This is a genomic window from Chitinophaga rhizophila, assembly GCF_019492185.1.
GTDB lineage: Bacteria > Bacteroidota > Bacteroidia > Chitinophagales > Chitinophagaceae > Chitinophaga > Chitinophaga rhizophila.
In genome coordinates this window covers 966,516-979,555 of the sequence record NZ_JAICCF010000004.1, presented here as the reverse complement: position 1 = coordinate 979,555, position 13,040 = coordinate 966,516, and the positions used below count along the sequence as shown (strand labels likewise).

Annotated in this window: 9 protein-coding genes; 5 read left to right on the top strand and 4 right to left on the bottom strand. The window is 45.4% G+C overall.

The window, feature by feature from the left end; genetic code table 11:
- Positions 1-874: 874 nt before the first annotated feature.
- On the bottom strand, positions 875-1,192 hold the full coding sequence (gene trxA, locus K1Y79_RS23455; RefSeq protein WP_220252629.1) for a thioredoxin: 318 nt from the start codon (positions 1,190-1,192) through the stop codon (positions 875-877).
- Positions 1,193-1,362: 170 nt separating this feature from the next.
- Entirely contained in the window at positions 1,363-5,025 is a 3,663-nt protein-coding gene (dnaE, locus tag K1Y79_RS23450; protein ID WP_317197501.1) for a DNA polymerase III subunit alpha, read from the bottom strand.
- A gap of 206 nt (positions 5,026-5,231) precedes the next feature.
- Here dnaE and K1Y79_RS23445 point away from each other — a divergent pair, with 206 nt between their 5' ends.
- The 4 genes from K1Y79_RS23445 to K1Y79_RS23430 are packed head-to-tail and all read left to right on the top strand — an operon-like array spanning position 5,232 to position 9,139.
- Positions 5,232-5,879 carry a C40 family peptidase gene (locus K1Y79_RS23445; RefSeq protein WP_220252628.1) on the top strand — a complete coding sequence of 216 codons (648 nt, stop codon included), beginning with the start codon at positions 5,232-5,234 and terminating at the stop codon, positions 5,877-5,879.
- A 54-nt stretch (positions 5,880-5,933) separates the two neighbouring features.
- Positions 5,934-7,070 carry a glycosyltransferase gene (locus tag K1Y79_RS23440; RefSeq protein ID WP_220252627.1) on the top strand — a complete coding sequence of 379 codons (1,137 nt, stop codon included), beginning with the start codon at positions 5,934-5,936 and terminating at the stop codon, positions 7,068-7,070.
- 10 nt (positions 7,071-7,080) lie between these two features.
- Complete coding sequence (gene wecB / locus K1Y79_RS23435; protein WP_220252626.1) at positions 7,081-8,196, top strand: non-hydrolyzing UDP-N-acetylglucosamine 2-epimerase; 1,116 nt, start codon at positions 7,081-7,083, stop codon at positions 8,194-8,196.
- A gap of 1 nt (position 8,197) precedes the next feature.
- Entirely contained in the window at positions 8,198-9,139 is a 942-nt protein-coding gene (locus tag K1Y79_RS23430) for a glycosyltransferase family 2 protein (protein ID WP_220252625.1), read from the top strand.
- A 179-nt stretch (positions 9,140-9,318) separates the two neighbouring features.
- Here the strand turns inward: K1Y79_RS23430 and K1Y79_RS23425 are convergent, their stop codons facing one another.
- A complete protein-coding gene (locus tag K1Y79_RS23425; RefSeq protein ID WP_220252624.1) occupies positions 9,319-10,821 on the bottom strand; it encodes a lipopolysaccharide biosynthesis protein in 1,503 nt (500 codons plus the stop codon).
- Between the two features lie 118 nt (positions 10,822-10,939).
- Here K1Y79_RS23425 and K1Y79_RS23420 point away from each other — a divergent pair, with 118 nt between their 5' ends.
- Positions 10,940-11,944, top strand: a complete 1,005-nt coding sequence (locus tag K1Y79_RS23420) for a glycosyltransferase family 2 protein (RefSeq protein WP_220252623.1) — start codon at positions 10,940-10,942, stop codon at positions 11,942-11,944.
- Between the two features lie 158 nt (positions 11,945-12,102).
- Here K1Y79_RS23420 and K1Y79_RS23415 read toward each other — a convergent pair whose 3' ends face one another.
- Positions 12,103-13,029: a glycosyltransferase gene (locus K1Y79_RS23415; RefSeq protein ID WP_220252622.1), complete on the bottom strand. Its 927-nt coding sequence runs from the start codon at positions 13,027-13,029 to the stop codon at positions 12,103-12,105.
- Between the last annotated feature and the right edge of the window lie 11 nt (positions 13,030-13,040).

Sequence of the window (13,040 nt, the reverse complement as noted above, 5' to 3'; positions counted from 1 at the left end):
TATTACAGTATATAAGTAACGGGAGCGTTGTGTGCTTTTGTGGGTGATGTCATATTGAAGAGCTACTGATGAAATAAGGATTCGACGTCCTTCTAATGTCGGATAGGACGGGCAATGGGTTGAATGTAGGGAAGTGCTAATTGCCGGCGGCCCGTGTAATAGCTGTGCTGAAGTCTGTGTTTTATGATATTATAGTATATAAGTAACAGGAGCGCTGTTTGCTTCTGCGGTTGAGGTCATATTGAAGATCTAATGATGAAATAAGGATTTGACGTCCTTTGGGTGTCGGATAGGACGGGGAATTAATTGAATGTAGGGAAGTGATAATTGCCGGCGGCATGTGTAATATTGGTGACGGAAGTTGTGTCTTATGATATTATGGATTGGAAGTGGAAGAAGCGCCGTTTAGTTGTATCAGTACTATGGTTGATCTCCGATATCGAGGTGCTAATGATGAACGACATACTTAATATTATTATAGTAGCAGAGCAGCTCTGTAAATGGTTAATTATAAAGGTGTAGTAATTACAGACTGTTTGCAGCCAACCAGTGTATAGATATTCTTGGAATATCACCGTTTCTTCGGACTGGAAGCACAAATTGTGAGTTATATGGTTTATATGATGGCTGCATGTAATGACATGTCTAAGGCAGTTGTTACCCGTTATTAGTGCTTTGATAACAAGTGCTAGGCGACTGCCAGGCGATAATTGCAGATGAATATTGAGGGATTGACTTCGTGAAATAGTTCTATAAGCAAAAGCATCCCCGGTGTATGCGCAGACACGAGAGGTGCGGTGTAGCTAACTGCTTTAAATGACAAAGCCGGCCCGAATAAACGGACCGGCTTTCTTTATGAAAAGTTTTAAACCTATTAAAGGTTAGACTGAATTTTCTTTTCAAGAACGGATTTAGGCGCAGCACCAACCTGTTTGTCTACAACCTGGCCACCTTTGATGAACAGGATAGCAGGAATACTCGTGATACCGTAGTTGATAGACAGCTGAGGATTCTGGTCAACGTTAACTTTACCAACGTTTACTTTGCCAGCATAGTCTTTTGACAGTTCTTCAATAACCGGACCGATAGCGCGACAAGGACCACACCACTCTGCCCAGAAATCTATCACACTCAATTTATCGGAGTCCAATACTTCTGTCTGGAAGTTTGAATCTGTGAATTCTAATGCCATGATATTTAAATTTATGAATTATAGTAAATCAAAGTTCTGCAATAAATTTATAAATGCAAATATATTCATTCAATATTTGAACCGGATGTAATTTACTGCTTTTTTGACAGCCGGTATTTGTTTGTAAACGTGCGCCGCTTGCTCATGCAAATTAGGGCATTTTACTACCCCTACTTATTGATTGTATCTATATAGATATCGACGTCAGGCTGTTTGGAAAGGTAATGCGCCAGCTCATCATTCATCTCTATATGCTTATTGAACGTATGCAGTTTAACTTGCATGTTGTCATCACGATCAATCAGTTGCAGAAACAATTCGCTTGTACCCGGGTACTTATTGATGTTGTCCACCAGGAAGTCCACCAGGTTACGGGTAATGAATTTGGGCATTGTGACCATGGTTACTTTCTTGGTATGTGTCTTTTTGACCTCCTGCAGTAGTTGGATACCATTTACCTTAAACTCATACTCTGCATCATTAAATCGCTTGGCTTTAAAGCCGCCGTTAATGAACAAACACAAGCCTGTCTTGAGGTATGGAGCGAAACGAATAAAGTCTTCACTCCACAGGGCAAACTCGAACTTACCTGTATAGTCTTCAATAGTCATGATGCCAAACTGGCGGTTATTCCGGGATATACGCTCCTGAGCGCCGGTCACATAGACAGCCAGTCTGAAGTTTCGTTCCCTTCCCGCTTTCGCATTACCGGGAGCCTGCAGGTCTGCCTGGTATTCAACCAGGTCCTGAACCGTATTCATGTTATAGTACTTAGACTCAAAGCGGTAGTCATCCAATGGGTGCCCGGAGATATAAATACCAGTTACCTCACGCTCGTTGTTCAGCTTGAGGATCAGTGGCCAAGGGTCGCAAGGAGGGATTTTAGGTGGCTCAATATCAGGCATATCTTCTGCTCCGAACAGACTGCTCATAGAAGTGGCCGCCCCGGCAGACACCTGTTGCCCGAACTTGACTATCTTGTCCAGACCGGTGGTAGTATCGTTCTCTGGCTTATGGAAATACTGTGCACGATGTAGTTCTGGAAAACAGTCAAATGCGCCTGACATGGCCAGGGCCTCCAACGATTTCTTATTCACCGCACGCTGATTCACACGTTTAATTAGTTCAAAGATGTTCTTATAAGGTCCCCCTTTCTGTCTTTCCTCCAGGATGTTTTCTACAGCAGCTTCACCTACGCCTTTCAAACCGGCCAGACCGAACCGGATCTGCCCTTGTTTATTCACAGCGAAGCCTTTGAAAGATTCATTTACATCAGGAGGTAATACGTCTATACCCATGCGTTTAGCTTCTTCCATGAAGAAGGTAATCTTTTCAATATTACTGGCGTTATTCAGTACTGCAGCCATGTATTCAGCAGGGTAGTGCGCTTTCAGATAAGCGGTCTGATAAGCTACGAATGCATAACAGGTAGAGTGGGATTTATTGAATGCGTAAGATGCAAATGCCTCCCAGTCAGTCCATACTTTATCACAGATCTTCAGGTCGTGGCCATTGGTAGCACATCCTTCCATGAACTGCTTCTTCATCTTATCCAGAACCGCCTTCTGCTTCTTACCCATGGCTTTACGGAGTACGTCCGCATCACCTTTGGAAAAGTTGGCCAATTTCTGGCTCAGTAGCATTACCTGTTCCTGGTACACCGTAATACCATAAGTATCATTCAGGTATTCCTCCATCTCAGCGAGGTCATACACTGTTTCCTCCATGCCGTGTTTACGACGAATGAACAAAGGAATGTACTCCAGTGGTCCCGGACGGTACAAGGCGTTCATCGCAATAAGATCGTCAAATCGGTCAGGCTTTAGCTCGCGCAGGTATTTCTGCATACCTGCAGACTCAAACTGGAAGGTAGCATTGGTTTCCCCTTTCTGGTACAATTCATATGTCTTAATGTCATCCAGCGGGATGTCGTCTATGCTAATGTCTATACCATGATTAATCCTGATGAGTTCCAGGGCTCCTTTTATAATGGTAAGGGTCTTCAGACCCAGGAAGTCCATCTTAATTACACCGGCATTTTCGATGATACTACCTTCAAACTGTGTAACCAGCAGGTCAGAGTCCTTGGCGGTAGATACCGGTATAAGATCATACAGGTCTTTCGGCGCAATGATGATGCCTGCCGCGTGGATGCCGGTGTTACGTACTGATCCTTCTAGTACACATGCCTCCCGCAATACTTCACCTTGCAGGTCCTGACCTTTGATCAGTTCACGAAGGCGCTTTACATTTTCCAGGTCTTCTGGTCCGAGGCCTTCTTTTTCCGCGAGACTCTTTTCACCATCGTCGATAGGCGCATTGAAGATACGGTCGAGCTGTATACCTGGCTTGTCAGGAACCATTTTAGCCAGCATATTTGATTCTGCCAGGGGCAGATCCATTACGCGGGCTACGTCCTTGATACTCATTTTGGCAGCCATGGTGCCATAGGTAATGATTTGGGCTACCTGGTTCTTACCATACTTCTGTACAACGTAGTCAATAACTTTTTGACGGCCTTCATCATCGAAGTCCGTATCAATATCGGGCATGCTCTTACGCTCCGGGTTGAGGAAACGCTCGAACAGCAGATTATATTTAATCGGATCTATATTGGTAATGCCAATGCAATAGGCTACCGCTGAACCGGCAGCAGAACCACGGCCAGGGCCTATAAATACGCCAAGATCACGTCCAGCTTTGATGAAGTCAGATACGATAAGGAAATAACCTGCGAACCCCATGTTCTCGATTACATTGAGTTCAAAGTTCAATCGCTCTTCTACTTCGGCGGTTACTTCTGTATACTTCTTATGTGCACCTTCCATAGTCAGGTGACGTAGGTACTGGTCCTGTGTCAGGAAGGGGGCTGGTATCGGGAAGTTTGGGAGCAGGATATCCCTTTTCAGGTCCAGCAGCTCCACTTTATCAACAATCTCGTTCGTGTTATCAATAGCCTGCGGCAGGTCATGGAAAAGCGCGCTCATCTCTTCAGTAGTCTTGAAGTAGAACTGATCATTGTAGAATGCAAAGCGCTTATTCTTGATTGAGACGTCATCATCAGAGAAGTCCTTCATGGTAGGAGTGCTCTTCTTTTCTCCGGTATTGATACACAGTAGGATATCGTGTGCGTTCGCATCTGCCTGGTCAACGTAGTGGGAGTCATTGGAGGCAATGATCTTTACGTTGTGTTTGCTGGCAAATTTGATGAGGGATTCATTCACTTTCTCCTGCTCAGGAATGCCATGTCGCTGTAATTCAACATAATAATCCTCTCCGAAGATGTCCAGCCACCATTTAAATTCGTCTTCTCCGGCTTCTTCTCCTTTCTTGAGGATGGTTCTCGGTACTGAAGCGCCAAGACAACAAGTCGTTGCGATCAGCCCTTTATGATATTGTAGAATCAGTTCTTTGTCAATGCGGGGATACTTACCATACAGCCCTTCCATATACCCGAGGGAGCATAGCTTAATGAGGTTTCGGTATCCTTCCTCATTCTTTGCCAGCAGCACCTGGTGGTTACGGATGTCTTTCTCCTCACGGGTAAAAGCACGTTTAAAGCGGTTTTCCACCACATAGAACTCACAGCCTACGATTGGCTTAACCTTCAGGCGCTTGTCCTTCGGGTCTTCGGGATTGAGCCTGTTATTGTAGGCTTCTGCCACAAACTGGAATACGCCAAACATGTTACCATGGTCCGTAATGGCCAGTGCCGGCTGGTTGCTGGCCATGGCTTTCTTGTACAATGATTTGATATCTGCCGCGCCGTCCAGCAGCGAATATTGTGTATGAACGTGTAAGTGGGAAAAGATCATTCCGCAAAAATCCGACACTTCGCCCAATTTAGGAACACAGAATTGTTAAATTTATCCACAACGTCTGTGTTTAAGACATATGTATGCGTTCATTCTAACGTCTGACTATACGATTAGTTGTTGTTGTTGCTTGATGGTCGGGCCTTTCCCTGGCAGGGGGTAAAACACTTTAAAAACAATTATTATTAGTAACTTAGCTTAAATTTATTTAATCTGAGAGGCTTATGAAAGTAAGGAAGGAGGTCCAATGGGTAATGGTATTGTTGTGTGCACTGGGGGCAGTATCCTGTAATACTACTAAGAAATCGGCCGGTAAGTCCGGCAGTAGCAGTAATTCTCCCTTTATTGAAGGGATGGTGATTTCCCGGGCGGCTCTTTCCAGCAATGTAGCCAATACAGGATCTGCGAAGATTAAGAATTTCACTGCCGGCAGCTCAAACCTGGAAAATGCTGCTCTCTGGCAATTTAAATATGCACAATTACTGGATGTACGTGTAGAATCGGTACTTAATACGGATTTATTCCGCTTCATTGAAGACTGGTGGGGTACGCCTTATGTATATGGAGGCAAAAACAAAAACGGAGTTGATTGCTCTGGTTTTGCCAATAGTCTGCTGGTACAGGTATTCAGGCTCTCCTCCGGTGGCAGCTCTGCCCAGTTGTATGATAAGTCAAGAAAGGTAAGCAACTCCCAGATGAAGGAGGGCGACCTGGTATTCTTCAAGACCAATGGCAAATCAGTGTCTCACGTAGGGGTATACCTTGTGAATGATAAATTTGTACATGCCTCTACCAGTTCCGGTGTGATGATCAGTGACCTCAATGAAAGTTACTGGAAAAAGTATTACGTAGGCGGCGGCAGGGTAGAATAATTAGCTATATCTTCGCCCGGAATTATTTTTACGATCGAAATCCGGCGATAATCCATGAAGATAGGTATTGTATCCATTATTAAAGAGCCATGGGGCGGTAGTGAAGAGCTATGGGCTGATATGGCGGCAGTAGCGTTACAGGGTGGGCATGAAGTCTATATCTCTGCCCTGAAATGTGGTCCGCCACATCCTAAAACTGTCAGGCTGCTGGAACTTGGAGCAAAACTTTTTTACCGCCGTGGATTTGTACAACCTGGCATCCCTTTCCTGCAACGTATTTTCCGCAAAGGGTTAATCTTACTAGCTAATAAGCTGCAAAACCCGTTTCACCGCCTATTCAAAGAGCGTCCCGATGTAATCTTTTATGTGGGTACTTCCTATTCTATTGCGGATGACGTATTGTTACTGAAAGCACTGGATAAAACGCCAGCTGCCTTGTTCATCAATTGCAATCTCAATCATGATGTACGTGGTTTCGGCAGTGTAAGATACGATGTGATCAACGCTGCTTACCAACGCGCAAAGAAAGTCCTCTTTGTATCAGAAGGTAACCTGGAAATTGCCCGAAGGCATCTCTGTTCTCCCATTGACAATGCAATGGTCATCAGAAACCCTGTAAATCTTAGCAATATCGGCGTACAGCCCTTTCCACAGGAAGATACTATGCACTTTGCCATGGTAGGGATACTCGTTACTGATCATAAAGGACAGGACCTTGTGTTAGGCGCATTGCACCGTGAACAATGGCGCTCCCGCAACTGGCATCTTAATATTTACGGTGCCGGTCTGGATGAAGGCTATCTGAAAAAGCTTACTGCCTTCTACGGGTTAACCGACCGCGTAACTTTCCATGGTAAAGTAAACGACATTAATGCTGTGTGGAAAAAAAACAGCCTGCTGCTAATGCCATCCCGGCAGGAAGGCATGCCGCTTGCTGTAGTGGAGGCTATGGTGTGCGGACGCCCTGCTGTACTGACAGATGTGGGCGGACACAGAGAGTGGGTGAACGAAGGTGTAGAAGGCTTTATCAGTCCCGGCGCTACCGTACAGTCTATAGCGGACGCTATGGAAAGAGCCTGGGAGCAACGTGCTGATTGGCAGCAAATGGGCCTGGCAGCAAATGCTACGGCTATGAAACTTTATAACCCCGCACCAGGAAAAACGATATTAAACCTATTACTAAATTCATAAAGAGCGACACTTGAAGAAGATATTTTTCCTCTTTGGTACCAGACCCGAAGCCATTAAAATGATCCCCCTGATCAAAGCATGCGAACAGCAACCAGACAAATGGCAGCCATATGTATGTGTAACCGGTCAGCACAGACAAATGCTGGCACAGGTACTGGACTTTTTTGGTGTAACTCCGCATGAGGACCTGGCGCTCATGAAACCCGGCCAGACCCTTTTTGATATCACTGCGGATGGCCTGAAAAGAATAGATGAAGTACTGGAAAGAGAAAAACCTGACGTACTGGTAGTACAAGGGGATACTACTTCCGCATTCACCGGAGCGCTTGCGGCCTACTATAAGAAGATCAAAATTGCACATATTGAAGCAGGGCTGCGTAGCGGGAACAAGTATTCTCCTTTCCCTGAAGAAATGAACAGGAAGATGACTGGTAACCTGGCTGACTTTCATTTCGCACCAACCCTCAATTCACAGGAAAACCTGTTTGCCGAAAATATCCGGGAGAATGTATACGTCACGGGTAATACTGTGATCGATGCACTACTCATGACTGCCGATATCATTGAAGACGCCGCCGTCTACAAAGAGTACTTCAGCTTCCTCGATCCTGCGAAAAGAACAATACTGGTAACAGGTCACCGTCGCGAGAGCTTCGGACAACCATTTGAAGAAATCTGTATGGCTATCCGCGATCTGGCTCTTCGCTATGAAGGTAAAGTGCAGATTGTATACCCGGTACACCTCAATCCACAGGTGCAGGAACCTGTACAACGGCTGCTTACGGGTGTGCCTGGGGTTCACCTTATTGAACCGCTGGACTACCCTTACCTGGTGTGGCTCATGAAACAGAGCTACCTCGTGCTGACTGACTCCGGTGGGATACAGGAAGAAGCTCCCGCACTTGGTAAGCCGGTGCTGGTTATGCGTGAAGTAACTGAACGTACTGAAGGTATAGATGCAGGTACTGCTAAACTTGTGGGTACCAGTCGTCAGGCTATTGTGGACAATAGCATCGCCCTGATGGATGATGATAAGCTATATGAGCAGATGGCGCAGGCCGTGAATCCATATGGCGACGGTACCAGTGCTGCTCAGATCATTGATATTTTATACAAAGTACTATAATATGAACGGACCACTGGTCACGATTGTTTTACCTACATACAACGGCTCCCGTTATCTGCGTCAGTCACTGGACAGCTGCCTGGCTCAGACTTATACCAACTTTGAGCTGCTCATAGTCAATGACTGTTCAACTGATAACACCGCTGTTATTGCTGCTGAATATGTAGCCAAAGATGCACGTGTACGCCTTATCAATAATACTGTTAATAAACGCCTGCCCGCTTCACTGAACACTGGTTTTGATGAAGGAAAGGGCGCTTACTTCACCTGGACCTCTGATGATAACTACTATGCTCCGGATGCACTGGAACGTATGGTGAAGATTATGCAGGAAAAACCTGAAGTAGATCTTGTCTACTGCGATTACATCCAGATCGATGATGACAACAGGGAGGTGGGTATCATGCGCTTCAATGATATCAATCAAAGCATTATTACATGGGAGGGTTGCGGCGCTTGTTTCCTGTACAAGAAAGAAGTACATCTCCGCAATAAAGGCTACAATGTCTCTGCCTTTATGATTGAAGATTACGACTTCTTCCTGCGTGCCTTCATGCATAGTAAATTCTACTATCTGCCGGAGTACAATGTCTATTATTACAGGGTACATGCTGCATCGCTGACGGGGACAATGTCCACTGCTGTCCAGGACTTACAGAAGATTGTGGTAGAGAAGCAATTGCCAACACTAGTACAGCATATCAGCAAAAGAGATGAGATGCTGTATTACAGGAAGTTTGCTGTATTCTACGCAATATTCAAAGAGAATCAGCCGAAGATGAAGTTCTACCTGCAGAAATTGTACAGGATGTCGCCCAAACAGGCATTCATTGCCCTGGCATATATCACTTTCAGGAAGGCTAAAGGTGCGATTGTCATACCATTTTCCTTCGCATTTGCACTGCTTAAGATCATGCTTTCCGGTGGGAAAGATGGTAAATAAGCCTCACTCAGTATCTAATTTGACCATTCCCAATCTCTTTTTTACAGTCTGAAACACACCTGTTGCATCTTCCGAGATCTGCAGCAGGAGTGTGGCTGTAACAAAGCCTACTGAGAAGATAATCGTCCGCAGGATGCATTCAGATCATGCTTTCCGGTGGGAAAGATGGAAAATAAGCCTTACTCCGTATCCGGTTTGACTATTCCCAATCTCTTTTTTACAGTCTGAAACACACCTGTTGCATCTTCCGAGATCTGCAGCAGGAGTGTGGCTGTAACAAAGCCTACTGAGAAGATAATCGTCCGCAGGATGATATTCAACAAGGGAATAGAGAAGTTGATGAGTGTGGTGGTTATCAATACCAGTAATATAGGCAGCGCAATGCCATAAAGGGTCTTCCTATTGAAAGGCTGTAGCTTGTAGTGGTACCACAGGTAGATAAACCTGATACCATTGAAGACCGTAACCAATATCAGGTTAGCTGCGCCCGCGCCCCATATGTTATACTTCCTGATCATGAAGTAGTTAACCGGTACGGCTGCTATCAGCAATAAGATATTACAGTACATCTCAAACTTCCACTTACGGGAAGAGATGATGATTTGTCCGCTGGCCCCTGTACCTAGTTCTATTATCTTCGCCATTGCCAGGAGCAACATCGCTGGTTTACCAATCTTATAGATCTCAGGTAGCTTGAGGAAGTTCAGTGCGTCATCAAAGTTGATCCATACTAGTCCGAACAGGAAGGAAGATACCAGTAGCAGGGTAATGGATGTCTTGGTATATACATCCGCCAGTTTAGACATATTCTTGTCTTTCCAGGCTCTGGCTATCACCGGAAATGCAATACTTACTACACTACGTTGCGGTACACCTATGGAGGTGACCATATAGTTGACCAACGAGAATACCGCCGCATATTCCAGTCCATGCATACTCGAGATGGCCAGTCCGTCGAAGCTGTCTTTGAACACCAGCACAATATTTCCGGCCAGCATAAATATCACATAAGGCAGCATTTTCGTCCATAACCGTTTGGTCAGCTTGCTGATTTTGAAGGTAATATTCAGCTCTCCGATAGATATCATATAGATCAGCAATCCGAAGAAGGAGAAACCATATAAAAAGCTGAAGGAAATAAAGAACGTTCTCAGTTCAATCCACCCCATCATATATACTGCAAGCAATATGAGGTTAGCAACCCTAAATGCTACCTCTTTAAAGAAGTTGGAGACGACTGTCTTAAACAGGTTCCAGGCATGTGCTTCAAGTACGGTAAGGTAGGTGAGAAAGAACGTAACGGGTATTACCAGGTAATAGTAGTCCACCAGGAGCGGCGATTTACCTGAAAACTTCCTGCTGATAAAAGGCTTCAGGAAAAATGTACCTGCTACCAGCAATAGAAAACCAACAGTTGTTATGACCAGCCCCAGTGTCAGCAGGTCTGAGTTCCTGCGGTCCATGCGGTCGCTATAGTATGGGTAGAACTTCGTGAGTAGGGTAGGTACGCCGAATGTAGCGATAGCTGAAAACAACACGCCCATTTCCAGAAGTACGCGGGTTAGACCATTATGTTCCGGCAGGAGGTACCTTGCAGATAGGAATACGTTTATAGCTCCGAAAATAAAACCAACATATGTCCAGACGATTGAAACAATACTCTTTTTCCGCAGTTCACTCATATTTCTTTAAAAATAACAGTTCTTGTAAAGCTAAAGGTATTTATTAATTTGCGATTTCTGATGGTGTTACACCATTTTTAATCATCTGCCCCGGCAGACTTATTGCATAAAATCAAGCATGGACTTATCGATCATCATTGTAAATTATAAAAGCAGCCGCCTCATTCTGGATTGTATCAGCACTATTGTGGCGCAGACAAAAACCATCAGTTACGAGGTGATCGTTGTAGACAATGCTTCCGGGGATGACAGCGAACAGCAAATCCTGTCTGCTTATCCGTTTGTGCAGTTTCTACAGGTAGGTTACAACGCCGGTTTTTCCCGCGCCAATAACGCTGGGCTCCGCATCGCCAAAGGGGAGCACCTGTTATTACTTAACCCCGATACGCTCATACTTGATCATGCACTGGACCGCTGTGTGCAACGCTTTTCACAAAGCAATCTCATTGCCTGCGGCGTACAACAGCTCAATGCCGACCGTACCCTGCAAATATCGGGCAACTATTTCATGAAGGGCGGGCTGAATCACCTGCTGCCTTTACCCTATTGGGGAAAGGTAATCCGCTGGATAGGCTACCAGTTGAAAACGAAAGTCCCCAATGTGCAGGAAGCCTCTACAGAACACCCTGTAGACTGGATCAGTGGTGCTTATCTCATGGTGAAGCGGAGCTCCATAGAGAAAGCCGGATATATGGATGAGGATTTCTTTCTTTATGCGGAAGAAGTAGAATGGTGCAGCCGCCTGCGTAAACACGGGCAACTTGCCATCTACGGCGATATCAATATCATTCATTTACAGGGCGAAACTACCGGCGACGCCTTTGACTCTGACGAAAAAGGGTACTACGGACTGTATGACCGCAAAGGATTGCAGCTGATGTTGTCCAATCATGTAAGAGTAAGGAAACAATTTGGCGCACTATGGTATTTCATCCTGCTGCTGAATTATACCTTCGCTATACCGGTATTTTTCGTCGGTAGTATCTTTGAAAACCTGTTTAAAGGCCGGAACCCATTCCGATATATGCCGCAGGTATGGGGACTAACGAAGAACGTGTGCCACCTCTGGCGGTTAACGCCGGTTATCCTGCGTAATAAACCGCACTTCTATAAGGTATTATAATACAATGCTCCATTCATCTACGGGACTTAGTCCTGTACATGTACGGGCCTGTAATATCCTTTCAGTATACCTACTCCTGTACATATGCCGGCTTACAGTATCCTTTCAGTATACCTAGTCCTGTACATGTACCGGCTTACAGTATCCTTTCAGTATACCTAGTCCTGTACATGTACCGGCTCCCAATACCCCTTCAGCACATCTATTCTGAACTGGATCACCGGCCATGTCTTAGCCGGTTTACCCTGCAACAGGTAATAGCCACCTATCAGCACTGATGCGCCAAGCTTAAACAGGTACTCCAGGCTCTTCTTGTGTACTGCAGTTCCGCCTTTGACCTTCATCCGTACCTTCTCGCCCCGGCCAATACCGGAGGCTACCCTGTACATGTATTCAGATGTCAGTTTTTTGACTTCAACCACATGATGTACAATCACTGCCGGGTCATAGTAAATGATACCGCCTCGCTCAATCAGTTTATAAAAGAACTCTTTGCCTTCGCCTCCCACACGCAGCGTACCCTTTACGCCCGGCAGACTGGTATTGAAACCACCTACTGCAAAGAAGTCTTCCCGGCGTACAATCATGTTTGATTCCAGCGGATAACGGCCGTTTTCAAAAGGTTTGGCTACCGGACTGTAGTCAAAGTTGCCCACCAGAGACGATACATAATGCGACATCCATTTAGGCTCTGAAGGTATATAGCGGGGAATAATGCGTCCCCCTAGACCGGTAGCATCCGGGTGTTGTTCAAAGAAGGTAATAATGTTCTGCAGATATCCGGGCATGGCAACGGCGTCATCATCCATGCAGCATATCAGTTGACCCTTCGATTTCTCAGCACCAGTATTGCGCGCATAAGAGGCACCCTGCCGCGTCTCCAGGTAGTAAGCTACCTGCATATCAGGATGGGCGGCTATATAAGCCTTCACCTTCTCCGCCGTATTATCCTTACTGTTGTTGTCCACCACAATCACTTCATAGCGTTGTTTATCAATGTCCTGTTTGTACAGACTATCAATTGCCTCTATAATATAGGCTTCTCTGTTATATGAGCAAATGACTACTGATATCGCTGTTTCCATGATTGATACTG

Coding starts and splice junctions, on each gene's coding strand:
- trxA (WP_220252629.1), bottom strand. CDS start 1,192: ATGGCATTAGAATTCACAGATTCAAACTTCCAGACAGAAGTATTGGAC.
- K1Y79_RS23445 (WP_220252628.1), top strand. CDS start 5,232: ATGAAAGTAAGGAAGGAGGTCCAATGGGTAATGGTATTGTTGTGTGCA.
- K1Y79_RS23440 (WP_220252627.1), top strand. CDS start 5,934: ATGAAGATAGGTATTGTATCCATTATTAAAGAGCCATGGGGCGGTAGT.
- K1Y79_RS23430 (WP_220252625.1), top strand. CDS start 8,198: ATGAACGGACCACTGGTCACGATTGTTTTACCTACATACAACGGCTCC.
- K1Y79_RS23425 (WP_220252624.1), bottom strand. CDS start 10,821: ATGAGTGAACTGCGGAAAAAGAGTATTGTTTCAATCGTCTGGACATAT.
- K1Y79_RS23420 (WP_220252623.1), top strand. CDS start 10,940: ATGGACTTATCGATCATCATTGTAAATTATAAAAGCAGCCGCCTCATT.
- K1Y79_RS23415 (WP_220252622.1), bottom strand. CDS start 13,029: ATGGAAACAGCGATATCAGTAGTCATTTGCTCATATAACAGAGAAGCC.